This is a genomic window from Desulfosporosinus cupriresistens (assembly GCF_001707885.1).
In the GTDB taxonomy this organism is placed as follows: Bacteria; Bacillota; Desulfitobacteriia; order Desulfitobacteriales; family Desulfitobacteriaceae; genus Desulfosporosinus.
On record NZ_MASS01000037.1, the window covers coordinates 16,265 to 42,451 of the forward strand.

General features: G+C 47.3%; 28 protein-coding genes. 3 read left to right on the forward strand and 25 right to left on the reverse strand.

Going from position 1 to position 26,187, the window contains the following annotated elements:
• Window positions 1-132: 132 nt before the first annotated feature.
• From DSBG_RS14225 to rodA, 5 genes are all read right to left on the reverse strand, one after another.
• Window positions 133-843, reverse strand: coding sequence for a TIGR03936 family radical SAM-associated protein (locus tag DSBG_RS14225; RefSeq protein WP_141694328.1), 711 nt, complete (start codon window positions 841-843; stop codon window positions 133-135).
• On the reverse strand, window positions 840-2,696 hold the full coding sequence (locus tag DSBG_RS14230) for a TIGR03960 family B12-binding radical SAM protein (RefSeq protein WP_068964974.1): 1,857 nt from the start codon (window positions 2,694-2,696) through the stop codon (window positions 840-842). The genes DSBG_RS14225 and DSBG_RS14230 overlap by 4 nt, the downstream gene beginning before the upstream one ends.
• Before the next feature lie 125 nt (window positions 2,697-2,821).
• Window positions 2,822-3,697, reverse strand: coding sequence for a M50 family metallopeptidase (locus DSBG_RS14235; protein WP_068964975.1), 876 nt, complete (start codon window positions 3,695-3,697; stop codon window positions 2,822-2,824).
• A 289-nt stretch (window positions 3,698-3,986) separates the two neighbouring features.
• Entirely contained in the window at window positions 3,987-4,766 is a 780-nt protein-coding gene (locus DSBG_RS14240; RefSeq protein ID WP_068964976.1) for a murein hydrolase activator EnvC family protein, read from the reverse strand.
• A 399-nt stretch (window positions 4,767-5,165) separates the two neighbouring features.
• A complete protein-coding gene (gene rodA, locus DSBG_RS14245; RefSeq protein ID WP_068964977.1) occupies window positions 5,166-6,368 on the reverse strand; it encodes a rod shape-determining protein RodA in 1,203 nt (400 codons plus the stop codon).
• A gap of 82 nt (window positions 6,369-6,450) precedes the next feature.
• Between rodA and DSBG_RS24345 the strand changes: the two genes are divergently transcribed.
• Entirely contained in the window at window positions 6,451-6,531 is an 81-nt protein-coding gene (locus DSBG_RS24345) for a putative holin-like toxin (RefSeq protein ID WP_491005751.1), read from the forward strand.
• A gap of 274 nt (window positions 6,532-6,805) precedes the next feature.
• Here DSBG_RS24345 and minE read toward each other — a convergent pair whose 3' ends face one another.
• From minE to cimA, 13 genes are all read right to left on the reverse strand, one after another.
• On the reverse strand, window positions 6,806-7,084 hold the full coding sequence (gene minE / locus DSBG_RS14250; protein WP_068964978.1) for a cell division topological specificity factor MinE: 279 nt from the start codon (window positions 7,082-7,084) through the stop codon (window positions 6,806-6,808).
• Between the two features lie 29 nt (window positions 7,085-7,113).
• Window positions 7,114-7,908: a septum site-determining protein MinD gene (gene minD, locus DSBG_RS14255; RefSeq protein WP_068964979.1), complete on the reverse strand. Its 795-nt coding sequence runs from the start codon at window positions 7,906-7,908 to the stop codon at window positions 7,114-7,116.
• 164 nt (window positions 7,909-8,072) lie between these two features.
• Window positions 8,073-8,756: a septum site-determining protein MinC gene (minC, locus tag DSBG_RS14260; RefSeq protein WP_068964980.1), complete on the reverse strand. Its 684-nt coding sequence runs from the start codon at window positions 8,754-8,756 to the stop codon at window positions 8,073-8,075.
• 112 nt (window positions 8,757-8,868) lie between these two features.
• Window positions 8,869-10,989: a penicillin-binding protein 2 gene (mrdA, locus tag DSBG_RS14265; protein ID WP_068964981.1), complete on the reverse strand. Its 2,121-nt coding sequence runs from the start codon at window positions 10,987-10,989 to the stop codon at window positions 8,869-8,871.
• 223 nt (window positions 10,990-11,212) lie between these two features.
• Window positions 11,213-11,617, reverse strand: coding sequence for a hypothetical protein (locus tag DSBG_RS14270; protein ID WP_068964982.1), 405 nt, complete (start codon window positions 11,615-11,617; stop codon window positions 11,213-11,215).
• 300 nt (window positions 11,618-11,917) lie between these two features.
• On the reverse strand, window positions 11,918-12,424 hold the full coding sequence (gene mreD / locus DSBG_RS14275; RefSeq protein WP_068964983.1) for a rod shape-determining protein MreD: 507 nt from the start codon (window positions 12,422-12,424) through the stop codon (window positions 11,918-11,920).
• Window positions 12,424-13,293 carry a rod shape-determining protein MreC gene (gene mreC, locus DSBG_RS14280; RefSeq protein WP_083236884.1) on the reverse strand — a complete coding sequence of 290 codons (870 nt, stop codon included), beginning with the start codon at window positions 13,291-13,293 and terminating at the stop codon, window positions 12,424-12,426. The genes mreD and mreC overlap by 1 nt, the downstream gene beginning before the upstream one ends.
• Before the next feature lie 18 nt (window positions 13,294-13,311).
• Window positions 13,312-14,331 (reverse strand): rod shape-determining protein, encoded by a 1,020-nt coding sequence (locus DSBG_RS14285; RefSeq protein ID WP_068964985.1) that lies wholly within the window; start codon window positions 14,329-14,331, stop codon window positions 13,312-13,314.
• 256 nt (window positions 14,332-14,587) lie between these two features.
• Window positions 14,588-15,271 (reverse strand): RadC family protein, encoded by a 684-nt coding sequence (gene radC / locus DSBG_RS14290; RefSeq protein ID WP_068964986.1) that lies wholly within the window; start codon window positions 15,269-15,271, stop codon window positions 14,588-14,590.
• Entirely contained in the window at window positions 15,222-15,878 is a 657-nt protein-coding gene (locus DSBG_RS14295; RefSeq protein WP_068964987.1) for a Maf family protein, read from the reverse strand. Before DSBG_RS14295 ends, radC begins: the two co-directional genes overlap by 50 nt.
• A 1-nt stretch (window position 15,879) precedes the next feature.
• Window positions 15,880-16,143, reverse strand: a complete 264-nt coding sequence (locus tag DSBG_RS14300; RefSeq protein ID WP_068964995.1) for a DUF4321 domain-containing protein — start codon at window positions 16,141-16,143, stop codon at window positions 15,880-15,882.
• Window positions 16,144-16,355: 212 nt separating this feature from the next.
• On the reverse strand, window positions 16,356-16,508 hold the full coding sequence (locus tag DSBG_RS23155) for a hypothetical protein (protein ID WP_176716280.1): 153 nt from the start codon (window positions 16,506-16,508) through the stop codon (window positions 16,356-16,358).
• 243 nt (window positions 16,509-16,751) lie between these two features.
• Window positions 16,752-18,344 carry a citramalate synthase gene (gene cimA, locus DSBG_RS14305; RefSeq protein ID WP_068964988.1) on the reverse strand — a complete coding sequence of 531 codons (1,593 nt, stop codon included), beginning with the start codon at window positions 18,342-18,344 and terminating at the stop codon, window positions 16,752-16,754.
• Between the two features lie 358 nt (window positions 18,345-18,702).
• Here cimA and DSBG_RS23160 point away from each other — a divergent pair, with 358 nt between their 5' ends.
• Entirely contained in the window at window positions 18,703-18,879 is a 177-nt protein-coding gene (locus DSBG_RS23160; RefSeq protein WP_176716281.1) for a hypothetical protein, read from the forward strand.
• On the opposite strand, the gene DSBG_RS14310 is transcribed toward DSBG_RS23160, so the two are convergent.
• The gene (locus tag DSBG_RS14310) at window positions 18,876-19,508 is read right to left on the reverse strand and encodes a redox-sensing transcriptional repressor Rex (protein WP_009620707.1); all 633 of its coding nucleotides are present in this window, start codon (window positions 19,506-19,508) and stop codon (window positions 18,876-18,878) included. The two genes, DSBG_RS23160 and DSBG_RS14310, sit on opposite strands and share 4 nt — an antisense overlap.
• Before the next feature lie 341 nt (window positions 19,509-19,849).
• A complete protein-coding gene (locus tag DSBG_RS22560) occupies window positions 19,850-20,113 on the reverse strand; it encodes a hypothetical protein (protein ID WP_141694329.1) in 264 nt (87 codons plus the stop codon).
• Window positions 20,114-20,220: 107 nt separating this feature from the next.
• Between DSBG_RS22560 and DSBG_RS14315 the strand changes: the two genes are divergently transcribed.
• A complete protein-coding gene (locus tag DSBG_RS14315; RefSeq protein ID WP_068964989.1) occupies window positions 20,221-20,478 on the forward strand; it encodes a hypothetical protein in 258 nt (85 codons plus the stop codon).
• A 71-nt stretch (window positions 20,479-20,549) separates the two neighbouring features.
• Here DSBG_RS14315 and DSBG_RS14320 read toward each other — a convergent pair whose 3' ends face one another.
• The 5 genes from DSBG_RS14320 to DSBG_RS14340 all read right to left on the reverse strand — a co-directional run.
• Window positions 20,550-21,257: an SPOR domain-containing protein gene (locus DSBG_RS14320; RefSeq protein ID WP_068964990.1), complete on the reverse strand. Its 708-nt coding sequence runs from the start codon at window positions 21,255-21,257 to the stop codon at window positions 20,550-20,552.
• 141 nt (window positions 21,258-21,398) lie between these two features.
• Window positions 21,399-22,406: an inorganic phosphate transporter gene (locus DSBG_RS14325; RefSeq protein WP_068964991.1), complete on the reverse strand. Its 1,008-nt coding sequence runs from the start codon at window positions 22,404-22,406 to the stop codon at window positions 21,399-21,401.
• Window positions 22,399-23,025, reverse strand: coding sequence for a DUF47 domain-containing protein (locus DSBG_RS14330; protein ID WP_068964992.1), 627 nt, complete (start codon window positions 23,023-23,025; stop codon window positions 22,399-22,401). Before DSBG_RS14330 ends, DSBG_RS14325 begins: the two co-directional genes overlap by 8 nt.
• A 203-nt stretch (window positions 23,026-23,228) precedes the next feature.
• A complete protein-coding gene (locus DSBG_RS14335; RefSeq protein ID WP_068964993.1) occupies window positions 23,229-24,551 on the reverse strand; it encodes a bifunctional folylpolyglutamate synthase/dihydrofolate synthase in 1,323 nt (440 codons plus the stop codon).
• A gap of 114 nt (window positions 24,552-24,665) precedes the next feature.
• On the reverse strand, window positions 24,666-26,187 hold a 1,522-nt coding region (locus DSBG_RS14340), incomplete at its 5' end, for a class I tRNA ligase family protein (protein ID WP_141694330.1).

Consider the following 26,187-nt stretch of genomic DNA (forward strand, 5'->3'; position numbering starts at 1 on the left):
AACTCAACGGTTCACATGCAGAACAACCCAGAGGTTTTGAGTTTTAGCCTTAGCGACAAGCGAATAGCAATGCAGCGGTGCGAACGTGCAAAAACGCACCTCGGAGCCCCCGAAAGCTCAGCAAGCCCGTCTCTACTCAGCCAACTGCTCAAACGGCGAGCTATTCTCCCCCTGATAACTCACATGAACGCCCGTCCGCTTAACATGCAAAGCCTCCAAATCCAACGGCAAATTCTCCAGCTCGCGTAGGCTCGCCAGTACTTCCTCCGGCCGGACACTCCCCGCGTTACCCATCTCGACCTCCAGATCAAAGATAATCTCGTCCCCATGGATTTCGCCTTCCAATCGCTTAACCCAAGGTCGAATGTCCTTATCTGTTGGCCCTTTTTTCGAATAACGCGAATAGTTCACATGTTCCCTGGCCAGCCAAGCTCCAACCGCTTCTTGCAAACGTTCCGGTAGAATCGGCAAAGCCATAAGAACGCGCATCTTATAACTGGCTGCATTAAGCACTGCCATCAAGGGTTTAGCACCCTGAGTCAAGACACGACCTTGCAAGAGCCGAATACCAGGTGGCAACTGCTCCTGAATACGTGCTAATACTTCCCCCAAGTCCATATCACGTTGGATATCAATGTCCACGTACTCTCGTTCTCCTTCTGTTCCAACCGCCAAGGCGAAACCGAAGGAAATTTTAGGACGTGGGTTAAAGCCCTCCGTATAAGACATATTGATCCCCGCCCGACGAATCGCACGCTCAAACACCCGTGTCAAGTCCAGGTGTGCGATATATCTTGCATCTTCAACTTTGGTATAGGCGATTCTTAGCCGCATGGCACTCACCCTTTCAACTCAATCTGAACCCCTCTGCCGGGGCAAATTCCGCACCCAGTACATACATCATACCGACAATCGATAGTCTTCGCTTCCTGAAGTGCTCGATGGTGCTCTTGCACCAAGAACTGTTTTGTCACCCCACTCTCTAAATGCTCCCAAGGTAAAATATCATCATAGTCCATCGCTCGATTAGCATAAAAATGAGGGTCCATTCCTAACTCTTTAAAGGCCTCCATCCACACATCTTCCCGGAATTGTTCTGACCAGCCATCAAAACGTGCTCCATGACGGTAAGCCCATTCCAAAAGCGGAGCTAAACGCCGATCTCCTTTGGCAAAGACTGCCTCCAGATAACTTGTCTTTACATCATGATAATTATATTTTAAACGGCGATCTCGCAATTTCTCTCTGAGGTATCTCTGCTTTAACTCGACCGATGCTTTAGATTCCTGGGGTTCCCATTGGAAGGGAGTGTGAGCTTTAGGAACAAAGATACTCGTAGAGATTGTCACCGTAATATTGCGACGTCCCAGCTTTGTCCCCAGATTGGCGACCTTTTTAGCCAGATCGACAATCCCATCAATGTCTTCCTGGGTCTCTGTCGGTAATCCTACCATGAAATACAATTTAATGGTGGACCAGCCTTTTTTGAAGGCAGCCTCAGCGGCATTTAACAGATTCTCTTCCGAGACCCCTTTGTTAATAACATCCCGTAAGCGTTGTGTGCCTGCTTCCGGGGCAAAGGTTAAGCCGGATTTGCGCGTCTTCTGAACAGTCTCCGCTAAGTCAACGTCGAAAGAGTCCACACGCAGTGAGGGAAGTGAAACGCCGACCCTTGCGGGCCCATGTTGCTCAAGGATGGCCTGAATGACCGGTTGGATGCAGGTGTAATCCCCACTGGAAAGCGAAGTGAGCGCAATCTCGTCATATCCCGTTGAACGCACCAATTCTTCGGTTTGCTTCAGCAGCGTTTCTACAGAACGTTCTCGAACCGGTCGATAAATCATGCCGGCCTGACAAAAACGGCACCCTCGGGAACAACCGCGCATGACTTCGAGCATCATCCGATCATGCACAATTTCCATGTACGGGACAACCGGATTGGTGGGGAAAAACGCTTGGTCCAAATTTGGCACGATGGCCTTTTCCACAGCGGCTGGAACACCCGCTTCAGCCTCAATCTTCTCGATTCGCCCGTCGGCTTTATAGGTTACATGGTAGAAATCCGGCACATAAACCCCTTGCACTTGGGCAACCTTGACTAAAAACTCTTTCCGAGGCAGAGGGTTCTTCTTTTGCTCAGCGATAAGGCGAAGCACTTCGGGCAACTGCTCTTCACTCTCCCCCAGGAGGAAGAAGTCGATAAACCCAACGAGGGGTTCCGGATTAAAGGCACAAGGGCCTCCGGCAATAATCCAAGGATCGTCAGCCCCACGTTCTTCCGTACGCAGCGGAATTCCTGCTAAATCGAGCATACTGAGAATATTGGTATAACTCATCTCATACTGCAGGGTAAATCCGACCACATCAAACTCTTGAAGCGGTTGAAACGATTCCAGAGCATAGAGGGGAATATTCCTTTCCCGCATCATCTCTTCCATATCCACCCAAGGAGTAAACGCTCTTTCACAAAGGAATTCCGGGTACGAATTGACCAAGTGGTAGAGAATCCTTGTTCCTAAGTGAGACATTCCAACTTCATACACATCCGGGAAAGCAAAGGCCATGTGGACCTCTGTTTGCTCCCAGTCTTTGCGAATCGCATTCCATTCTGATCCTAAATAGCGGCTGGGTTTCAAGACCTTGGGTAAGAACCGTTCGACCTGCCGGCGTACTTCCGCCGCAGTAAATTTACTCATGCTGTCAACGAGGCCTCCTTGTACTACATTGTGATCTTATATTATATCATAAATTCCCTAATTTTACATGTTTCATCTTCAGTCTTTACTTATTCCTCCGGCCCGCGCTATTATGACTTCAAAACTTAGAGTTTCCCCACCGGAAAACGGATTCCCTCCCGCATCATTCCTTCCACCACATCTGTTTCGGTCAGTATCTTACCCAGCCCCATTTCTTCATTCGTCAGGGAGACCATAGCGTAGCGATCAGGGGTAAATTCCTCAACAATTCGTACCAAGGGTGTACTGCGGTGAACGGTTAGCCATTTGCTCCGCATCAGCCCTCTTTTTACCAATTCCTCTTTCTTACGTGTCAATTGCCTGAGAAATGTAATATGAGCAGCTGAAATTTCTTTACTACCAGCAAACCAGAAGAATCCCCCTAAAATCATGAAGGTCAGCGATCCTTCGGTAAATTTTCCTTGGCTCCATAGGATTATCCCGTAAAGGGCAAAAAGAACGCCCAGCCATTGACCAGACTTGGCCAAAAATTTCGTAGTCCGGACGAATCCGAACGCTTCTGCGCAAAATGCTCGCAGGACACGTCCACCATCCAGCGGCAAAACAGGGATTAAATTAAAAGCTGCCAGCCAAAAGTTATACCGTACAAAATCATTAGCCAGCTCTCCCGTCCACAGCCCATTCCACCTTAACACCTGAGCCCCAAATAGGAGCGCCACGTTAAAGGCTGGACCGGCTAAAGCCATCACACTTTCCTCAAGTTTTCTACCCTCAAAGAGGTCATCGCAATATGCCGCGCCACCAATGGGAAACAGTTCTAAGCCAACGACTTTAAAGCCATAGGCTCTAGCGGTCAAGAGATGCGCCAATTCATGCCCGAGCACCAAGCTAAAGACGAGAAGAGCCTGGGCTACTAAACCCAGGACTCCATAAACTACCAAAACCAACAGAAATGAGGGATGGATCCGAAGGCTCATCCCATTAATTTTTGCGAGCTCCATTTTTCCTCCTCCTTAATCGTGGTTCGATGTTCGATATTCGTGGTTCGAGCTTTGAATTCGATTCTATGAATCGAAGAACGGAATTAATCTTTAAGCTTTAATATACTGGGCGAACTTTGTTCGTTTCGATTCGAACCACGATCCACTGTTTTGATGTTCGTAGTTCGATATTCGTGGTTCGATTTGTGAATTCGATTCTGCGAATCGAAGACGGAATTAATCTTTAGGCTTTAATTTACTGGGCGAACTTTGTTCGCTTCGATTCGAACCACGAACATCGAACCACGATCTACGACTTCGGTGGGATGAGATAAGGTATCGGGTTGACCGCTTGGTTATTTTTTCTTAGCTCAAAATGCAACCAGGGTTTTTTCAGAGGTGCGGAAAGTCCAACCGCTCCAAGAACATCCCCTTTCTCGACCCGCTGGCCTTTCCGGACAGCAATGTCACCCAGGTTCCCCAGAACAGTGGTCCAGCCATCGCCAAAGTCCACTTTCACAATCTTTCCGAGTTGAGAATCTTCTCCCACTAAGGTTACAACCCCAGCTGCGGGCGAAACCACCGGGGTCCCCAAAGTACTGGCCACATCAATTCCGTTATGAACTGAACCCAAGGCATTGCTCCCCCCGTCTCCGACCTCTCCGAACCCGGCAACAACGGCTCCCGAAAGCGGAGCCAAAAACTGACCTTTCATCTTCGCATCGACGGCCACACCCTTATTGCTAACACCTCCAAGTGACAAGGCATCTTTGGCCATCCCATTCAAAGCCCCGTAAAAGTTACCAGAATCCATCGCACTCCGATAGAGTGAATGAACCGTAAGCGAAACTCCATCTGAACTATTGGCACTAAAGAAAACTAAGAGAAATAGCACAGCCGCTATCAATGTTCGCTTCTGAGTCCCGTTCCAATGTTGTAATAAGTTCCCCCAACCCGACTTGACTGGATTTCGATAACGCCCAGGTTGACGATGATAGGGTGGTGCCGATTTGCCCCGCCCCTGTTCTTTCCCCACTTCATGGATCGCTCGTTCCCATTCCCAGTCATCCCAACGTTCAAAAGGATTCATCCTTCTCAACCCCTTTATCGATGTTCGTGGTTCGAGGTTCGTGGTTCGATTTGTGAATTCGATTCTGCGAATCGAAAGATGGAATTCATCTTTAATGCTTTAAAATCTTCCGCGAACTTTGTTCGCTTCGATTCGTACCACGAACATCGAACCACGATCCTCGATTAGCTCGTACATCCCTTAATAGTCTATGAGAGGGCAAAAAAAATAGAACTGCTGTGCAGCTCTACTCGTGGTTCGATATTCGATATTCGTGGTTCGAACTTTGCATTCGATTCTACGAATCGAAGAACGGAATTAATCTTTAAGGCTTTAATATTCCGCGAACTTTGTTCGCTTCGATTCGTACCTCGAACATCGAACCACGAACCTCGATCAGAACCTCGCTCAGAGCCTCGATCAGAACATGAGTCTCTGGCGTCTCAAATTAACACTTAGCAGTAATCCGACCGCTGCCATGTTCGACCACATGGCACTTCCTCCGTAGCTGATCAGCGGCAGAGGGATACCGGTCACAGGCATAATCCCAGAGGTCATGCCAACGTTAACCAGAATGTGAAAGGTAAACATGGAAATCACGCCCGTGGCGATTAGCATTCCGAACGTATCCCGCGCTTTTAGGGCGATACTGATACTTCGTAGAATAAAGATCAAAAAGAGGAAAAGCAGAGTGATTGTTCCTATAAAACCGAACTCTTCTCCCACCACAGAAAAAATAAAGTCGGTGTGATGCTCCGGTAGGAAGTTCAACTGGCCCTGGGTTCCCTTTTGGTACCCTTTTCCCCATAGCCCTCCGGACCCGATGGCCCAGAGCGATTGAAGAATATGCCATCCGTCTCCAGACTTATCCGCAGCAGGATTTATGAAAATGGTTAGGCGCCTTAACTGATAATCTTCCAAAGGTATAGGCAATCCCTGAAGCCAATGGAGCCAGCCAGGTAAGTTCGTGGCGAAATGAAGCCACAGCCATACCGCTATGATGCAAACCCCACCCAGTAACAAACCTCCGAATTTCCAGGGATTTGCACCGGCCACAAACATCATACCAATAAATATAGCCGCAAAAACCAGGGTAGTCCCTAAGTCCGGTTGCTTAAAGATCAAAAGCATGGGGAATATCACAAACAAAAACGGCACTACGAAATCCTTATAATTATTGAGCTTTCCTTTTCGATCGGCTAAAAAATCAGCAAGGGTAATAATAATGAAGATTTTGGCAAATTCCGAGGGTTGAATACTAAAGCTCGATGTGATCGGAATCCAACGCGTTGCTCCTTTAGCCGTGGAACCAAATATAATTACCGCCAAAAGCAAGACTATATTAAGGCCATAAATCCACCACCGCAAACGTCGCCATTTTTGATAATCGATGACAGCGAGGAGTGCTGTGATGAAAATCCCGCTAATAATCCAATAGGATTGGACCTTAACATAATGCAGGGGATCTGCTTTATCTACATTGATCGAAGCCGTGCTTAAAATGAAGAGACTGGCTATTAATAATAAAATCGTAAATAAGATGAATAAGGAGTCTAAATTTTTTAATGTTCGTCTATCCACGTGATAATTTCTCCTCTGACTATTAAGCGAATTCTTGCCCATTATAACACATAATGTAACACCAAGCACGGACAAAGGCAACGAGACTTGCAACGAGAAATGGTTCTTAGTTGCCGTGAGGCCTATGAGCATTTATCAAACGCTTTCGCTAATGATAACATTCGCGACGTTAGTCGTTTTGATACTTAAGACAAGGCAAAAGTAGCCCACCCGTCAAGAAAGGCTACCTTTGCTTTTCCCCTATGAGTCGCCCATTTCTGCGACCAAGTTGTACAGCCAGGATGTTAGCCGCATCCTGGTTTTATTTTAGGCAAATTCTTATGTATTAATTATATATCCTTTTAAGAAATTGGCAGGTACAGGATGGATCGCAACAAATGTTAAAAAAAGCCCGGTGGTAAAAACCACCGGCTTTATAAGCTTAATTACCCAAGCGTAAACCCGGGACACTATGCATCGTGCCCCAACTATATCGCTCCCTATGCTTTGGCCGCATAGTCTCTCTTCATTTTTACGACTGGAATGTTAGCAACTAAAGCCACCTCGTCATCATCTTGAAGCAGATTAAACTCAAGGGCGGCTTCATCGATCTCCATGTAATTCGATATAACTTTGACTAGATCTTCCCTTAATCTGTTTAGCATGGCAGGCGAAATGCTGGCACGATCATGAACCAGAACAAGTCGTAGACGTTCTTTAGCCACCGTCTTGCTCGAGGCACTTTCCTTGCCAAGCATTCGGCTGATAAATTCTAACAAGGACGATTCCTCCTCTCAGTTCCGACCGGTCAACGTAGACCCACCAGTTTCTTAAGTCTACCCATAATTCCTAAGGGCACATCTAGATTCATCAGGGCTACTTCTTCCCCTTTAATTCGTCTGGTAATCCGGCGGTAAGCTTCTCCTGCTTTTGACCCTTGATCCAAAACAGCGGGTTCGCCACGGTTCGTAGAAATCACGATGCTCTCGTCTTCCGGAACGACACCGATAAGTTCGATCGCCAAAATATCCAGAATATCTGAGATATCCATCATATCCCCACGTTTAACCATTTCCGGACGAAGCCGGTTAATGATTAATTTCGGATTCCTCAGCTCCGCGGCTTCCAAGAGGCCAATAATACGGTCTGCGTCACGTACGGCACTGACTTCCGGTGTGCAAACGACAATCGCTCGGTCCGCACCGGCAATGGCATTGCGAAAGCCTTGTTCAATTCCTGCGGGACAATCAATGATTGCAAAATCGAATTCTTCCTTGAGTTCCTTGGCTAAGGTTTCCATCTGCTCGGGACTTACGGATGATTTATCCTTAGTTTGGGCAGCTGGAAGCAAAAAAAGATTTGTAAAGCGTTTATCTTTAATGAGCGCTTGTTTTAGGCGACAATTTCCACTGGTCACATCCACTAAATCGTAAACAATGCGATTTTCCAGTCCCATCACCACATCAAGGTTACGCAAACCGATATCCGTATCAACCAGGACGACCTTATGCCCTTCGGCAGCCAGTCCTGTGCCAATATTGGCGGATGTTGTCGTCTTGCCTACGCCCCCTTTACCAGAAGTCACAACGATTATTTCACCCATATATAGACCTGCCTTTCCACATAGACTTTTATCGAAGTTCGATGTTCGATGCTCGAAGCGAAGCGAACAATGTTCGCAGAAGATTTTAAGCCTTCAAGATGAATTCCGTTCTTCGATTCGCAGAATCGAATTCTAAGTTCGAACCACGAACCCCGAACATCGCGTTAGCGGGCCTTGCCACGCCAACCATTCATACCCGCCGCTTCTACAATCAATTGGTCGTCTTTGATTCTGGCGATTTCCGGACCTCGTCCGCTGGTTTCTTCATCCGGTGCTCTGGTCACCAAATCTGCAATCCTCAATTGAGTAGGGGCTAAATGATAAGCGCTCACTGAGGCCTTGCGTTCACCCGTCGCTCCCGCGTGGGCAACCCCTCGCAGGGAACCCAAAACGACAATGTTGCCGGTTGCGATAATTTCCGCCCCGGGATTAACGTCACCGAGAACAACAACATGACCCTCAAATTGAACACTCTTCCCAGAACGAAGTGTGCGTTCCACAAAGAGACAGCTTCCTTCCACCATCCCTTCATACCCAAGGCGCGTTTCTCTATCCTCTGTTGCCGAGGACTTTGCTTGGCCCGGTACATACACTTCTTCCTTAGTCAACCATCCAGCGAGTTCCAACTGGTGTTGTTCTAGGACTGTGGCTAGCATAACGTGTTGGTCCTTAGTATATTCCTTGCTTCCAGCATAACACCGGATGCTCGCGCCTTGCAGGAGTTGAACAGAATTCTTTAAGAGTTTATCGAGTTCATTCATCAGCAATCCAAAGTCCGCAGCCGGATCAAAGTATAGGACTAATCCTTCGCGGGTTCCCTTAAGTGCCACATGTTCAGTCCGTGTCAACCTGCACAATCCCCCATCGCTTGTCTTATTCAAATGCTCCCTATAAATTCTACAAGCCTGTCCCAATTCCCTTTTTACAATTTAAAAAAACGAGGACAAATTTCCTCGTTTTTTAGCCCCCATTCGTGGACTTCCAACCAAAATACTTCATAAAGGCCGCCTTAGCGACGTAACCTGCTGTTTCCCCACCGTGACTGCCATATTCTACAACCCCAGCGAAGGCAATTTGGGGATGATCATAAGGAGCAAAGGCCACAAACATCCCATTAAAGACATTTTCTAAGTTTGTATTAACGTTTCCTGTTTGAGCCGTTCCGGTCTTAGCCCCGCCGGAAAATTCCGGCAGATCTGCGAAGATAAATTGAGCAGTTCCAGCGTTCGCCCCGCTGCCCGACACTACAGCGCGCATCCCTTGTTTTGTACTATCCAGATCTTGAGGAGAGATGGATACCACATTTAGAACCTTAGGTTTGTTTTCTAAAACCGGTTTCTTAGTAATCGGATCTAAGAGTTTATCAACGATATACGGTTGAAAGTGTTTCCCACCGTTTACGATGGTTGCAACGTAATTGGCTAATTGCAAAGGTGTATAGGTATTATATCCTTGCCCAATGGCATTATTGTAACTATCATAGACCTTCCAATCAACTTTGTCACTGACCGCTTGCTCGTACTCTACATTAACTTGATTAATTTCTGAGTTTTTCGCCGCCTGCAGCTGCTGCTTTGTTGTAGCATCCGGGGCATTGGCCAATTTAGAAGCGTATTTGGTCTCAATCGCAGCCAACTGATTATCGCGTTTCCTCTCCACAGTAGGACCAAAATACGATTTTTTCCATTCTTCTGAAGGTGCAATTCCTTTGGCTTCACCAGGCAGATCAATGCCACTGGTTACACCTAACCCAAATTCATTAGCCACCTGTTTAATAGCTTCCGGGTTGGCATCAAAAACGCGGCGTCCTATCACCTCAAAGTAAATGTCCGAAGATTTGGCGAGACCTCTTGCCAGATTGACCCAGCCGAAATAATTTCCTCCCCACTCTGGAAAACCTCCTTTTTGAGAGTTGGCACTTCCCAAAGAGGACATTCGGTCATCAATCTGTTCATTCGGAGTTGTGAGATTGAGTTTCAAGGCGGCCATACCTGTTATCATCTTAAAGACCGATCCCGGAGGATACGTACCGGACAACGCCCGATTAAGGGAAGCAGCCGGCGCTACGGTATTGGTAAAATACTTGTCCGAAGCAGCCTGAGAAATAGTCCCGATTAAATCGTTAGGATCCATAGCAGGCCGAGAAGCCATGGCCAAAATCTTGCCTGTATTAACATCGATCACGACCGCCGCACCAGCATGAGCCTTCGGATTCGTCTTTTGAATATCAGCTATACGCTGATCAAGACTATCCTCCACAGCCTTTTGTAAGTCAGCATCAATCGTCAATTGGACTGTTTTTCCCGCTTCCGGTGGATTGAGTATTTTTTTAGAAACAGGACGGGCACTATTGTCGACTTCAACTTGTTGAACACCCTCCACACCCCGCAACCAAAAATCATAAGATCTCTCAACCCCATCCTTACCGATCAAATCCCCTTGTTCGTATTCAAATCCTGCTTTTTGCGCATCAGCATTCTGATTAAACTGAGCAATCTCCTTTTCCCCTATCTCCCGAACATATCCAAGGATTTGACCTGCCAGGTTATGTTGAGGATAGTAACGCACCGGAACCGCTTCGACACTTACACCAGGAAGTTCATCTTGGTGTTCAGCTATAATTGCTTGCAGCTTTTGAGGCACATGCTCTAAAATCGTAACCGGGCGATAGCGCTCCCATTGATGATTCTGAATATTAACCAAGATATCTTCCGAAATCGAATCAGCTGTCTGATTAGGATTAGGCCAATCATTTTCCTGTTTAATAAAACCAGCCAAACGACGAACAACATCTTTCCAATCACTGTTTTTCGATTGCTGCAAATCCAACCAGTCTAAGTTAAGAACAAACTCGGGAACACTCGTCACTAAAATTTTACCATTCTTATCAACGATATCTCCCCTAGTCGAAGGAACCTTCACAAGCTGCATAACATTCCCCTCTGCCTTAGCAGCATAATAGGTACCTTGCGCAATCTGTAAATGCCAAAGATTAAAGCTCAGAATCGAAAAAACGACAACCACTACGATACTTAAACCCCAAAGACGATGAACATAAGGTTTTCGTTCCTTTTCATCCATTCAAAAAACTCCTCTTCGAAACATTTTATCTCTTTAAACCATTTGAATCAGCCTAACCCTAGAGGAAGTATTTTGCAGAAGCACTTCATCAGGATTACATCAATGAGCCCAAACAATCTACGTTAATCATGCATCCAAAATCGCCTTTGCGTCAAAGACGCAAACAGCTCCAAAGCACCCTACGTCGTCCCAGCCCCGTCGACCCCAGCCCAGAGGAAGTTTCTCAGCTTAGGGAGCGCTTTAATGGAATTAGCGTCAATGAGCGCAGACGATAAGGCGTTAAGAAACTCAACGGGACTTGTCGTCCACATGCAAGTGCAAGTGCAAGAACCGTCCCCACTTCTTGCATCCCACTCGCATCCAAAATCGCCTTTGCGTCAAAGACGCAAACAGCCCCAAAACACCCTACGTCGTCCCAGCCCCCGTCGACCCCAGCCCAGAGGAAGTTTCTTAGCTTAGGGAGCGCTTTAGTGGAATTTGCGTCAATGAGCGCAGACGATAAGGCGTTAAGAAACTCAACGGTTAACATGCAGAAAGCCCAGAGGTTTTGAGTTTTTGCAAGTGCAAGTGCAAGAACCGTCCCCACTTCTTGCATCCCACTTGCATCCCACTTGCATCCCACTTGCATCCCACTTGCATCCCACTTGCATCCAAAATCGCCTTTGCGTCAAAGACGCAAACAGCCCCAAGCACCCTACGTCGTCCCAGCCCCCGTCGCCCCAACCCCCGTCGACCCCAGCCTAGAGGAAGTTTCTTAGCTTAGGGAGCGCTTTAGTGGAATTTGCGTCAATGAGCGCAGACGATAAGGCGTTAAGAAACTCAACGGTTAACATGCAGAAAGCCCAGAGGTTTTGAGTTTTAGCCTTAACGGCAAGCGAATAGCAAATGCAACGTGCGCGACCGTGCTAAGACACTTCCTCCCTCCCCCCTATCGCTCATACCGCGGCCGATACCGCAACCAGCCATGCAGAAAAGACCGGTGAATCAACGGATAAGTTACCGGCACCAGGATCGCATTGTAAAGGGCAACCCCAATCACCAACTCTCCGATATCCCCTAAAGACCAGTGAAGCCCCGCTCCCAGACTCAAAAAAGCGACGACCGCTTGCCCGACCATGGTCACGATAAAAACCATAAAGGTTGTCAGCAGAAAGTTCTCCCGATACCAGCGCTCCGCAAGCCAATAACTCAAAAAGGCGACTACAGCAAGCGTGACCGTATACATACCAATGTACCGCCCCAAATATAAGTCTTCTAATAAGCCCGCACCCAATCCCCATAACACGCCCGAAGGCCAGCGATGATGCATAGCTATATAGATTGTTAAGAGCATAAGCAAATCCGGTTTAATCCCTGACCATGACCAAAAATGAAAGGCAGTTCCCGGTAAAATAAGGCTCAGGAGAAACATCACCGCGATCAATACATAACGCATTATTTTCCCCCCGGTGTTTTAACGATATAAGCCTCTTCTAAGGAATCAAAGTCAACCAGCGGCTCAATATAAGCGGTTTTGAGCAAACCAGAAGGGTCGAGCTGAATACTCTTTACTTTCCCAATCGGGACATCTTTGGGATAAACCCCGCCAATCCCTGATGTAAACACTAAGTCTCCGGCATTGACATTATCCTCGCGGAGAAAAAGCATTTGCAAATTCCCTGCCGGAGTCAGGCGGGAACCGCGCTTATAAGTACCTTGCACAATGCCAAAGGTCCCTTCACCGGTACTGCCACGCACCAAGGCACTTACTTGCCCTTCCCCGTCGAGGATCATCAATACTTCAGAGGTTGTCGAGGAAACAGAAACTATTTTCCCCACCAGCCCTAAAGCCCCGATGACCGGGTCATTCGCTGTAACCCCATCGGCGCTTCCACGGTTTAAAGTCAAGGTCTGATACCAGGTGTTTGGATTGCGATTAATAACACTGGCTCCAATCTTGGAAAATTTATCCAGAGACGGACTGCGAAACTGGCCCTTATCAAGCTCTGTATAACGCATACCTGCCAAGACCTGTTCTTTGAGCTTGAGATTATCTCCTGTTAATTGCGCTACTTGCTTGCGTAGGGTTTCGTTTTCAGTTTCGACTTCTCGGAAGTCCCACAATGCTTTCGTATTATCCCGAATACCAGTCCCTAACTCAAGCATAGTCGCTTCGATCGGGCTTAAAACACGCTGCAAAACTCCCCCAACCGGATTGGGAAAATTGCTGCCCAGCCCCGTTAGTCGAATTATGATCAGTACGCCCAACAACAGAAAGAAAACGAGAACCGCAATTCCCGTTACATTAACTCTTTTCCCCACCATAATTCCTCCCCGCTGTTTTTAACTCTTTTGCGAGGCGGCAATTTTACGCAGGATATCTGCGTCTTCCAGGACATGCCCAGTCCCATTGACAACACAGGATAGTGGGTCCTCCGCCATGTGCACCGCTATACCTGTTTCATCCGAAATGAGCCTGTCCAGATTGCGGAGTAAAGAACCCCCACCGGCCATCATAATACCGCGATCCATGATGTCCGAAGACAATTCTGGGGGAGTTTTTTCCAGACAGGATTTCACTGCATCAACAATGGCCATGACTGGCTCTTGCAGAGCCTCTTGAATTTCTTCAGAAGTCACTTCCACAGTTTTAGGGAGTCCCGTTAATAAATCCCGTCCGCGCACTGTGTACATGCCGGGTTCTGCCTTGTAGGCAAACCCGATTTCAAACTTCAATGATTCCGCTGTACGATAACCGACCATTAGATTATAACGTCTTTTAATATGGGCAACGATAGCATCATCCATTTCATCGCCTGCCACACGGATAGAACGACTTGTAACAATTCCCCCCAAGGAAATAACCGCTACTTCTGTGGTACCTCCCCCGATGTCTACGATCATATTCCCCGTTGGCTCACTAACCGGAAGACCGGCACCGATAGCTGCGGCCATGGGCTCTTCCAAAATAATCGGGTCTTTCGCACCTGCTGCAATAGCTGCTTCTTTGACCGCACGTTCCTCAACCGGAGTTACACCGGAAGGCACACAAATAACCACACGTGGACGGATAAAAGGGTGCTCGGTCCCTAGTGCTCGACTAATAAAATATTTCAGCATTTTTTGCGTTACATTAAAATCAGAAATAACCCCATCTTTTAAGGGCCGAATTGCTACGATATTACTCGGAGTCCGACCGATCATCTCCTTGGCTTTGTCACCAACAGCCAGAGGGGTCTTTGTCGATATATCCATCGCTACTACGGAAGGTTCCCGTACAACAATTCCTTTTCCCTTCACATGAACCAACGTATTTGCAGTTCCCAAATCAATTCCTAAGTCCCTGCTAAAAAAATTAAACATTGTTTGCTATAACTCCTTCCAGTCACGCTTTACACTTTATAGGATAAGTATACCCGATCACTCTGTAATCTACCTAATTCCAAAACGCGAGATTTTGAGAATTCAACCGCAGCAACAAAGTTTGTACACTATTTTAAAAGCCCAAAGTCATCAACCTTATACTTTAATTTCGTCCTTCGATTCGCAGAATCGAATTCAAAGTTCGATCATCGAATATCGAATATCGAACTTCGCTACAAGATTCCCCGTTCTTTTACTACAAGATTCCACGTTCCTTTAAACTGATAAATCGATTATCGCCAATAATCACGTGGTCAAGTACTTCAATCCCGAGAATCTTCCCCCCCTCAGCCAAACGACGGGTTACTTCGATATCTTCCTGGCTGGGAGTTGGATCGCCGCTGGGGTGATTGTGCAATAATATAATGGCGTTAGAGTTGCGCCGAATTGCTTCTTTAAAACACTCTCGTGGGTGAACTAACGAGGAATTGAGTGAACCAATCGAGACGGAACTGATCCCCAGAACATGATTCTTGGTTGATAAAGAGACAACCCTGAAATGCTCACGATCAAGGAAACGCATCTCTTCCATAACTATGTGCGCCACATCTTGCGGAGAATTGACCACAGGTCGGGACATTGGATCAACAGAAACTGAACGACGCCCCAGTTCCAAAGCAGCTTTCACTTCCGCTGATTTCGCTTTGCCTATGCCATGTATTTGAGCTAAATCATGGACCGTCAGCTTTCCTAACCCGGAAAGCCCACCGACCTCCACTAAAATGCGTTCTGCTAACGTTAAAACGTTTTCTCCCTTGGTACCGGTACGCAGTAAAATCGCCAGAATTTCGCAGTTTGATAAGGTTTCAGGGCCTAATTGGTAAAGCCGCTCACGTGGTAGAAGTTCCTCCGGTAAATCCTTTAAACGCCGATAATCCATCCTCCACCTCGCGTGAAGCGATATCTGTCTGCTCAATCCCCCACGCCCTTAGATGTTCCAAGAGATATTCCATCGGTAAGCCAATCACATTTGTCAATGATCCCTCAAACGACGCGACAAATTTCCTTGCTTCCCCCTGAATACCGTAGGCTCCAGCCTTGTCCATCGGTTCCCCACTGCTTACGTATTCCTTGATTTCCTGCCTAGAAAGCTGCCGAAAACGCACGACGGTTTGCACCACGTCCGCTTCCAATCTTCCGGATCCGGAAATCAAAGCCACGCCGGTCAGAACAACATGTGTCCTGTCACTGAGCCTGAGCAGCATTTTTTCCGCTTCCGCGGGTGTTGACGGTTTCCCTAAAATGCAGTCATCAAGGACCACCATCGTGTCCGCCCCTAACACAACATCCTGAGTGTGCCCTCCCAGATCTAACCAATGAGCTAAACCCGCTTGCGCTTTACGTATAGCCAAATGTCTAACCCCAATCTCAGGGGTCATCCCTTCCGGCAATACTTCTGAAACCGAAGCCTTGATCGTTTCAAAGGCATAACCTCGCTCACAAAGCAGCATTGCCCTTCGTGGAGACGAGGAAGCAAGTACAAGCATATTACCACTTCCTTGACAATAAATATCCTCCAAATGCCCCTAAAATTGTCGCGATGGTAATACTCAAGCGAAAACCAAAGGAAAGGGAGAAAAAAAAGAAATCCAAGTAAGTATGGGAGGGTACATCGATGACGGCTGGGCGCAAAAACGGCGCGAAAATTCCATATTTCTCCAAACCAAATCCGACTAAAGTCCCCATGGCAGCACCGATCAGAATGAGTAACACGGTTCTTCCTGACCCTGAGGAATTTCGCCCAACCACCATTGTTTTTTCCCCTTCCATCTATAGTAATCCATCCAAAGCCTAACTCTCCTAATTATGCATCGTATAATTCTAGCATAGCATCTTCCCCTTTACTAAGCAAGTTCTTGAGGACTTGTGTGACACAGCGCTCAGTGCTTACGACGCAGAGCAAACTAACCGTTCAAGCTCCCGGCTTTGGGGAGCGGGGTTCATCCTTCGGCGATAGTATTCTTTTAAAGAACCGCCGACGGCGATAATCTCCACTGGAGACTATCGTGCCAAAAGCGCCATCCTTGGCGCATTGGCGGCAGTGCACATCCCTGTGCACTGCGAACCGTCCAGCGAGCCAGCGGTGGAACTCGCAGACGCGTGCAGAACGAAGACACCGTCTTCGCACGGGTTAACACAGCAGATAAGCGCTCCTCCCCAGAGCAAATCCCGAGTAACTCTTTATGCAAAGAACTACTCCATTTGGCAATACAAATGAACTATCCGCCGTTTTCCCTACTTCCTGATATTTTAAAAAAGGGGCTGATGCTTACGAACTTTCTCAGTTCGTTTTGCAACAGCCTCTTAATAGTTCTTTATTCTTAGTCCGAAAGTATTATCCCTTTTGGCTGAAACACATCCTAGTGTCTTGCGGTCCCTCTCCAAATCGTCCAAATGAGCGCATCGAGCAAAGCCTGGGCACTAGCCTTAAGAATATTCTTGGACACCCCGATTGTCCCCCAGACTTCTTGATCCAGACGAGTATCGATGATAACCCGCACAATGGCTTCTGTGCCACGCGAACCGTCGAGAACCCTCACCTTATAATCCACAAGTTCACTCTCCCCTAAAATCGGGAAGAAACTTACGAGGGCCTGTCGCAATGCCGTATCCAAAGCATTCACGGGACCATTTCCTTCAGAAGCGATTTGTACTGATTCTTCACCGACTTTGACTTTGACCACCGCGACAGAATCAAGTTCTCCTCGTAAGGGGTCACTCCAAACATGATAATCCAGTACTTCAAACGGTGGAGCTGGGAACTTGCCAAGTATCCGCAGGAGTAATAGATCAAGACTTCCTTCAGCTGCTTCGAATTGAAACCCGGTATGTTCTAACTCTTTGATCTCGATCATGGCCTTTTCAACCCGAGGGTCATCTTTACTCATAGCTGGTTCAAAACGCTGCAAACGTTCCAAGATATTGGCTTTCCCGGCCTGATCTGAGATTAGAATACGACGCTCATTTCCCACCCCGGCAGGGTCCATATGCTCAAAGGAACGTTGATTTTTAAGGATCGCATCCACGTGCATACCCGCTTTATGAGCAAAGGCACTGCGGCCCACATACGGCTGACGATCATCAAAAGGCGCGTTGGTAAGCTCGGCAACGAAACGTGAAAAGGGAGTGATCTTTAGCAAAGCCGAATCAGAAACGACCGAGTATCCCCCTTTGATTTGTAATAACGGAATGAGCGTACTTAAATTAGCATTACCACAGCGTTCCCCGAACCCATTCCACGTTCCCTGAATTTGAGTTACCCCAGCCTCCACAGCTACGTAGGAATTAGCAACGGCCAGACCACCATCATTGTGGACATGGATCCCAAGTTCTTGAGGCGAAAATGCCTGCATAACAGCCCGAACACCTTCAGTTATTTCTCCGGGCAAACATCCTCCATTTGTATCACATAAAATTGCCATCGCCGCTCCGGCTTCGAGCGCAGCGGCGATGCACTTCAAGGCATAGTCCGGATTTTCTTTATATCCATCAAAAAAATGTTCGCCATCAAAGAAAACCTCACGTCCTTGGGAAACCAAAAAAGCAACGGACTCTCGGATCAAACGCAGGTTTTCCTCATGAGTTGTCCGCAAGACATCACGAACATGCAGATCCCATGATTTCCCAAAAATTGTAATTGTTTTAGCTTTGGAAGCGAGAAGATTCAGCAAAATATTACTCTTCTCTGGAGACTCATTTACCTTGCAGGTACTCCCAAACGCTGCAATACGTGCCTGTGACAGATGCAACTCGTGCACGAGCTGGAAAAGTTCTTCATCCCGTGGATTTGCACCCGGCCAACCCGCTTCCACATAGAGACTCCCCATTTCTTCAATCCGCTTCACGTAACTCAACTTATCCCGCGTAGAAAAATGAATCCCCTCACCCTGAGCCCCATCTCGCAACGTCGTATCGTACACTGTAATTTTCTTTTTCTCCTGATGTTGATTCATACTTTTCCTCCTCTTGTTTTCGCACATCTAAAGAAAACTTATACTTTCTGACAGTACTAAAAAGCCCCGCGCCGAGTTCCAAAGAACTTGCCACGGGGCTTTTCTCCCACACGGTGTAGTCGGCACCATCCAACCAGTATCGCTCGGACCAGACCCTTGCGGCGGAACCCTAGATACACTTCTTCATGGTGCTATTATACGACAGGAACCTATTAATACACAACAGTTCAATCACAGAATATTGAATCAAGTAAAAGAGCGTTTCCTTTCACAAAGCAGCTGTAAGGCAAACAAGCATCATCCCCGCCTCGTTCCCAACCCCACGGTGCAGTACCGAAGCAGAGGGGTGAATTGCTTAGTGAACATGTTCGCGGCGTTGCGTCAAGTGCAACTTAGACTGCAAAACGATAAGCAAGCCATGGGTTCACATGCAGAAAGCCCAGAGGTTTGGCGGCTTGTTTTGCAGTTAAGTAAACAGCAACAGAGCGCATGTGAACGGGCAATTCGCACATCTGCTCGACCCAAGCCGTCCTAAAACCACTGCGCACCCACATTAAATGTCAATACCTCAAGATTCACTACCAGGTCAACATTGCGCAACTCAATCTCAGGCGGAACGTTGAGTACCACTGGGGCAAAATTCAAAATAGCTTGTACACCCGCTTGGATCAATTGATCAGCGATTTCCTGCGCCACAGCCGCCGGCACAGCGACAATGCCGATCTGCGTGCGATTTTGTTTCACCACTTCCGCCAATCGATCGATAGGCAGAACCTCCACATTACCGATCATTGTACCCACCTTGCTGGGATCTGAATCAAAAATACTCGTAATGATAAAACCCCGTTCACTAAACCCTTTATAGGAACTCAAAGCCAACCCTAAGTTCCCCACGCCTACCAGGGTCACACTCCAATCAACGCTTAAACCAAGAATCCTTAGAATATGTTGACGGAGATCTTTAACGTTATACCCAACACCTCTTGTCCCAAACTCCCCAAAGTAGGCCAGATCCTTCCGAACTTGTGCGGGACTAACGCCGACTCCATCAGCAATATCTCCCGAGGAGGTGGTTATAATTCCTTTTCGATCAACTTCAGTCAAATGACGTGAATAAACTGATAGTCGAATAATTGTCGCCTCTGGAATTTTTAGCGTTTTCAAATGGTTCCCTCATTTCTCACTATAATTTGTCAAATATAGATAGTTAATTATATCACTATCCAGGAAAAACACAATTTGCGTATTTAATCCTGTTAAGTATGTTAACAACATTCTAATCCTTAAAACCGTTCCTTCTACCTCTCTATTCAAGCGCCTTTGCGTCAAAACGCAAACAGCTCCACAACTCACGTCATCCTAACCACGTCAACCTAACCACGTCAACCCACAAGCCAGAGGAATCTCCCCTCATTTCGCAGGCGTCTTTGCGTCCAAGACGCAAACAGCTCCACAACGCTCACGTCGTCCTAACCCCGTCAACCCACAAGCCTGAAGGCATCTGCTTAACTTAGAGAGCACTTCAGTAGAATTGCGTCAATGAGCGCAGTCGATAAGACGTTAACACATGCAACGTGACTTGTCCAAAACTCAAACAGGACGTTCGAGGTTAGAGCATCGCCCGAAGACACTGTCTTCGCACGAATTAGCCTTCCTTGCAGGATGACTAGCTGCCGTGATGGACCATGGACTGATGGACTGATGCAGCGGTGCCAAGCATGCCAAGCATTCCAAGCATGCCACCAAGAACCGCCCCCACTTGCATCCAAAATCGCCTTTGCGTCAAAGACGCAAACAGCCCCAAAACACCCTACGTCGTCCCAACCCCGTCGACCCCAGCTCAGAGAAAGTTTCTTAGCTTAGGGGGAGCGCTTTAGTGCAAGTGCAAGTGCAAGAACCGTCCCCCACTTGCATCAAATCGCCTTTGCGTCAAAGACGCAAACAGCCCCAAAAACACCCTACGTCGTCCCAACCTCGTCGTCCCAACCCCGTCGTCCCAACCCCCGTCGACCCACAAGCCTGGAGGAAGTTTCTTAGCTTAGGGAGCGCTTTAGTGGAATTTGCGTCAATGAGCGCAGACGATAAGGCGTTAAGAAACTCAACGGTTAACATGCAGAAAGCCCAGAGGTTTTGAGTTTTAGCCTTATCGGCAAGCGAATAGCAAATGCAACGTGCGCGACCGGGCTAAGACACTTTCTCCCTCTATTATTTACCAGAAAACTTATTAATAACCCTCTGAGATTCAAAATATAGCGACAATCCCAAAGCGTTTTGATCTTCACGATTGATTTTTGCCCGAATTTGATTATACATTTGATGGAGCGCTTCCAATTCTTTAGGTGGATGCTCCCCTGCTAAGGAATTCCAAGCCTGCTCTTCCTTAGCCAGAACCTCAGCCGTCATCCCCTTTTGGAGTATCGTATTGACGTTTGTCAACAGTTCGGCTGTAAGTTGTGAACCATTTCCGGCGACACGGAATGACCGTTCCGGAAGCTCGATTTGTTTCGCAATGGTTTGGATTCCTTTTTCGGCAAGGAATTGGCGCATCCCTTTAAGCTCATTGGCTGAATGACCCAAGCCTATACCAACTATCCAGGGATTAGCGTTTAACACTTCGGCATCAAGGGCTAACACCTGAAGTCTTTCTCTCGTCAACTGCGCATTCGTTTCGTTTTGAAAAACGCCAACCTGACAGGTCCAAAACATCGCTTTTGGAAGGACTAGTACTGTGCCATCGAGGGTATTGGAAACTTGTTGGCTTTTTTGTGATTCGGCCTTTACACGACTGGATTGCCCTACGAGTTCCAAATAAACCTTACCAATCCCCAACGTCAGTAAACCCAAGGCCATCATCCCCAAGATTAAGATAATGACGATTCGAATTCGCTCTAACCCTAGCCTTCTCCCTTGCATGCTTCCATTCCCCTTCCGTGTTGCTTGGACAGTCCTTTTATCGGATGATATGTGTTTGATAAAGGAAATAGACTTTATTAAACAAAAATAAGAAAAGCGCCCGGTGTCGTTAAAAAACCGTAGCGCTTTTATACATGATATTTAAAAAAATCTCGATAAGATCGTATAAAAGAGGGCAGCAAGAAGAGATGTTGAGGGAATTGTTACCAACCAAGCGACAAGCATCTGTTGGGCTACACCCCAACGCACAGCGGAAACTCGTTTGGCACTCCCAACCCCCATGATCGAACCTGAAACGACATGGGTGGTGGAAACAGGCAGATGCAAACCAGGAAATACGGTCGCTGACCAAATGACTATCGAGGAACTTAAATCTGCAGCAAACCCATTGATGGGCTCTAGCTTAAAGATCTTGCCTCCCATGGTATGAATAATCTTCCAACCACCTGCCGCCGTTCCTAAAGACATGGCTAAGGCACAAGCAAATTTCACCCAAAGTGGCGGGGCCAAAACTGTTTGGGATTGCAACCCAGCCGCGATCAGGGCCATGGTGATAATTCCCATCGATTTCTGAGCATCATTGGACCCATGGTTAAAGGCCAGCAAGCCTGCAGAAAAGATTTGCATTTTCTTAAATCCGTGATTGACACGGGACGGTGCAGCATGAGCAAAAACAAGGGCCAAGATCTTCATAATCGCAAAACCAAGAATCATACCGACAATTGGGGAAAAAACCAGGGCAGCTAAGATTTTCCCTAAACCTTGCCACTGCAAAACGCTAAATCCCACCCTAGCAACGGCGGCTCCGCTCATTCCGCCAACAATGGCGTGCGAAGAACTGCTGGGAATTCCCATATACCAAGTAACGAGGTTCCAAGCGATTGCGCTGAGCAAAGCGGCAATTACGACTTCTTGGGTCACAAATTTAGGCGAAATGATATCCTTGGCAATCGTTTGGGCAACTCCCGTACTATAAAGAGCTCCAATAAGATTAAAGGTCGAGGCGAGAACCACAGCCCGTTTTGGTGTTAACGCGCGAGTCGAAACACTGGTGGCAATGGCATTTGCTGTATCATGAAATCCATTGATGTAGTCGAAAGCAAGGGCTAAAAACACGACAACGACTAACATCATACCTAGATTAGTCATACTTTAAGACCACACTTTTAAGAAGATCGGCAATGGATTCACAATGATCTAACGTCGCTTCAATATGCTCCAGGATCTCTTTCCATTTAATAACCTCAATCGGGTCTTTCTCATGTTCGAACAGACGAGCTACTTCCTGCCTGTAAAGCTTGTCCCCAGCGCATTCCAGATGGTAGATTTCTTCGGCAGCGGCCTGGATCTTGGTCTTTTTATAGTGAATGTTTCCCAAGCAAGAGAATGCTGTCTGAATTTGCTCTGCTGCCAACCCCACCAAATGGACAAGTTCTTGGGCTCCCAGTGAGGGTTTGCCCGTACGATAAAGATGCATACGTTCTACAGTGCCTTCGGCATAATCAACGATATCATCCAGAACTTGGGCTAGTTTGTAGATATCTTCACGATCCAACGGAGTAATAAACGTGGAATTCAGCCGTTCTAAGATTTGAGTGGTTACATTGTCTGCTTCATGTTCGAAGCGCTGCATTTGAGCTGCGTCTTCTGCGGAAACGAAATCTTGTTGCATAATTCCTTGGAGCCTTTTAAGTGATTTAGTGATGATTTCAGTGCTTTGGCCAAAGAGTTGATAAAATTTATCTTCTTTTGGTGACAAACTGAACATAAAAAATAACCCCCAACCTAAATATTTTCTCAGAACCCCATCGGAAATAGCCTCAAACGGACAATATTCGTAATTTTTCAACAAAACTCTACGTACATTGAGTAAGGCGGCTTCATTCCACGGAGTATTATATCAAATCAAAGTGGGTTTGTGTAAATTGTATGTTAAGTTTTTTACCATCATTCTCTTTGGCCCCCATTTTCTTAATGTTTTAATTTCTCGATTAAAGCTTGGCGAGCATCGGCCAGCATGTAAATCGAACCTGTTACACATAGCATATCGTTCCCCTCAAGCCGGCTGAGTGCAAAGATAACCGCTTCCTTAGGATTTTCAATGCAGGTTACCGGTCGACCATGTTCTTCAGCCAAACTTCCCAAAGCCTCCCAGTCACCCGCACGTGGTGAATCAGGGCGCGTGATGATGATTTCGTCCGCCAAAGGCACAAGCATAGTGACCACTTTTTCCCGTTCTTTGTCCGCCAGCATACCCAAACAAAGGATGAGGCGGTCCCGGCTATAGAGGTGGATAGCCTGGGCTAAGGCCTGGGCTCCGTCCACATTGTGCGCCCCATCCAAGAGAACTTTAGGTTTTAGGGAAAGCAGTTCTAAGCGTCCCGGCCACACGACCTCGCTCAAGCCAGTATAAATGGCCTCGCGAGTGATATTTACGCCATAGTCATTTTTGAGCACTTCACAGACGGTCACCGCTGTGGCGGCATTGCGAAGCTGGTGCAACCCTATCAAGCTCAGGCGCAGTTTCGAGTAAACCCCATGCAGCCCTGCCAGGTCAAATTCCTGTTCCAGCTCTCCACTCCACTTGCTTTCCCACCGGACATCTTCTCCCACCAACCAAAGCGGAACACCTACGGCCTTAGCTTGTTCACGCAACACCTGAATCACTTCCGGATTTTCGGAAGCCGTCACGACAACCGAGTTCGGTTTAATGATTCCAGCCTTTACTTTGGCAATGGAAACCACATCCGAACCCAAATAATCCATGTGATCCATGCCCACATTGGTTATGACCGAGATGAGAGGGGAAACCACATTCGTCGAATCGATTGCCCCACCTAAGCCAACTTCAATTACAGCAAAATCTACCTTTTCCTCTGCGAAATAGAGAAAGGCCAGCGCGGTACTTACCTCAAACTCGGTTGGATGCTCGAACCCTTTGGCAACCATGTCCTCCAAAAGCGGGACCACGCGTTTAATCAACTGAACAACCCGTTCCTTGGGAACCATTAATCCATTGATTACCATGCGCTCCCGCCAATCATGCATATGAGGTGAAGTAAAAACCCCAACTCTGTGCCCTGACTTTTTCAAAATACGGGCGATCATGACCGTTGTCGAACCCTTGCCGTTCGTACCCCCTACATGGATTACGCGCAGAGCCTTTTCTGGGTTCCCCAACCGCTTAAGAAGTTCCTCAATACGTCCCAAACCGAAATTAATACCAAATGTTGTCATGTTGACGAGGTATTGTAAGCTTTCTTGATATTCCTTTTCGAGATCTTTTTCGGACATACCCGCTTTCCCCTCCTCTTTCAGTTTTCCACACGAAATTGCCGCTCCACTCAAGCATGTCACTAACACAGACAGCATCGCCAAGAATGGAGATCTCGAACATCGCGCCTCACTTTACGCGTTTTGCTTTAGCTCTTTTAGTCGTTCCTCTAAGGCAACTTTACGAGCCAGCACCGCATCAAGTTTTTCCCGTTCTTTGGCTACAACAGCCGCCGGTGCTTTACCTGTGAATCCTGGATTATTAAGTTTCACCTCCAAAGTCTGTTGATCCTGGATGGCAACAGAAATCTCCTTTTCCACACGGGCTACTTCTTTATCTAGATCCATCAACCCTTTTAAAGGCAGATAAATTTCGACTCCCTCCAAAACTGCACTAGCTGCTTGAGGAGGTTTCTCGGCCAGCGCTGCAAACAGCTCGACACTCGCCCCTCCGGCCAATTTCAGAATATCTGCTTTGCCATTTTCGAGCACTTCGCGTTGAGTCGCCTCCGGGGCCAGCAGGATGATCTCTACTTTTTGGCCTGGTGCCACCTTCATCTCCGCCCGAATGTTGCGGATCGCTTTAATCGATTCCATGAGGAGGGTCATATTTTTATCAGCCAGCGCATCCTGATAGGTTGGTACTTCTGGCCACGCCTGCAGCATAATAGTTTCGCCCTGTACAGGCAGGTTTTGCCATATCTCTTCGGTCAGGAAAGGCATATAGGGATGTAAAAGCCGCAGAGTTCCTTCGAGAACTTCAAACAAGATCGATTGAGCCGTATGCCTCGCTAACCCATCTTCTTTGTTATAGAGGCGGGGCTTGGTGAGCTCAATATACCAGTCACAGAATTCATTCCAAATAAACTCATAAAGTAATCGGCCCGCTTCACCTAGATCAAAGTTTTCGAGAGCTTCGGTGACGTTCTCCACAGTCGCTGCATAACGAGAAAGAATCCAACGATCAGCCAGGGTCAGTTCCCCACGCGGCCCTTCTGCATAGTCTTCTAAATTCATCAGCACATAACGAGAGGCATTCCAAATCTTGTTCGAGAAATTGCGGGTTGCTTCTAAACGTTCCGGATGGAAACGCAGGTCATTGCCCGGCGTATTGCCGGTGATCAACATAAACCGTAAGGTATCTGCCCCATACTGCTCGATGACTTCAATCGGATCGACGCCGTTGCCCAGGGATTTGCTCATCTTCCGCCCCTTGGCATCGAGCACCAGTCCGTGAATCATGACTTTAGCAAAGGGCGCTTCGCCCATGAACTGCATTGACATAAAAATCATACGCGCAACCCAGAAGAAGATAATGTCCCGGCCCGTGACCAACACAGACGTCGGATAAAACTGGTCCAGTTCGGGCGTTTTTTCCGGCCAACCCAAGGTAGAAAATGGCCAAAGACCCGAGGAGAACCACGTATCTAAGACGTCCGGATCTTGCTTCAAGTGCTTAGCTCCGCAGCTTGGACAGCTTACCGGATCGTCCTGCGTGCAGATTTCCTTGCCGCAATCTTCACAATACCAAACTGGGATGCGGTGTCCCCACCACAGCTGCCGAGAAATACACCAATCCCGGATGTTTTCCATCCAACCTAAATAAATCTTATCAAATCGATCGGGTACGAACTCCAAACGCCCATCGCGCACGACC

Bases quoted from the DNA above. Each gene is read 5' to 3' on its own strand.
- DSBG_RS14230 (WP_068964974.1), bottom strand. From the start codon at position 2,696: ATGAGTAAATTTACTGCGGCGGAAGTACGCCGGCAGGTCGAACGGTTC.
- DSBG_RS14235 (WP_068964975.1), bottom strand. From the start codon at position 3,697: ATGGAGCTCGCAAAAATTAATGGGATGAGCCTTCGGATCCATCCCTCA.
- DSBG_RS14240 (WP_068964976.1), bottom strand. From the start codon at position 4,766: ATGAATCCTTTTGAACGTTGGGATGACTGGGAATGGGAACGAGCGATC.
- rodA (WP_068964977.1), bottom strand. From the start codon at position 6,368: ATGGGCAAGAATTCGCTTAATAGTCAGAGGAGAAATTATCACGTGGAT.
- DSBG_RS24345 (WP_491005751.1), top strand. From the start codon at position 6,451: ATGAGCATTTATCAAACGCTTTCGCTAATGATAACATTCGCGACGTTA.
- minD (WP_068964979.1), bottom strand. From the start codon at position 7,908: ATGGGTGAAATAATCGTTGTGACTTCTGGTAAAGGGGGCGTAGGCAAG.
- mrdA (WP_068964981.1), bottom strand. From the start codon at position 10,989: ATGGATGAAAAGGAACGAAAACCTTATGTTCATCGTCTTTGGGGTTTA.
- DSBG_RS14270 (WP_068964982.1), bottom strand. From the start codon at position 11,617: ATGCAAGTGGGATGCAAGTGGGATGCAAGTGGGATGCAAGAAGTGGGG.
- mreD (WP_068964983.1), bottom strand. From the start codon at position 12,424: ATGCGTTATGTATTGATCGCGGTGATGTTTCTCCTGAGCCTTATTTTA.
- mreC (WP_083236884.1), bottom strand. From the start codon at position 13,293: ATGGTGGGGAAAAGAGTTAATGTAACGGGAATTGCGGTTCTCGTTTTC.
- DSBG_RS14285 (WP_068964985.1), bottom strand. From the start codon at position 14,331: ATGTTTAATTTTTTTAGCAGGGACTTAGGAATTGATTTGGGAACTGCA.
- radC (WP_068964986.1), bottom strand. From the start codon at position 15,271: ATGGATTATCGGCGTTTAAAGGATTTACCGGAGGAACTTCTACCACGT.
- DSBG_RS14295 (WP_068964987.1), bottom strand. From the start codon at position 15,878: ATGCTTGTACTTGCTTCCTCGTCTCCACGAAGGGCAATGCTGCTTTGT.
- DSBG_RS14300 (WP_068964995.1), bottom strand. From the start codon at position 16,143: ATGGTGGTTGGGCGAAATTCCTCAGGGTCAGGAAGAACCGTGTTACTC.
- cimA (WP_068964988.1), bottom strand. From the start codon at position 18,344: ATGAATCAACATCAGGAGAAAAAGAAAATTACAGTGTACGATACGACG.
- DSBG_RS14320 (WP_068964990.1), bottom strand. From the start codon at position 21,257: ATGCAAGGGAGAAGGCTAGGGTTAGAGCGAATTCGAATCGTCATTATC.
- DSBG_RS14325 (WP_068964991.1), bottom strand. From the start codon at position 22,406: ATGACTAATCTAGGTATGATGTTAGTCGTTGTCGTGTTTTTAGCCCTT.
- DSBG_RS14330 (WP_068964992.1), bottom strand. From the start codon at position 23,025: ATGTTCAGTTTGTCACCAAAAGAAGATAAATTTTATCAACTCTTTGGC.
- DSBG_RS14335 (WP_068964993.1), bottom strand. From the start codon at position 24,551: ATGTCCGAAAAAGATCTCGAAAAGGAATATCAAGAAAGCTTACAATAC.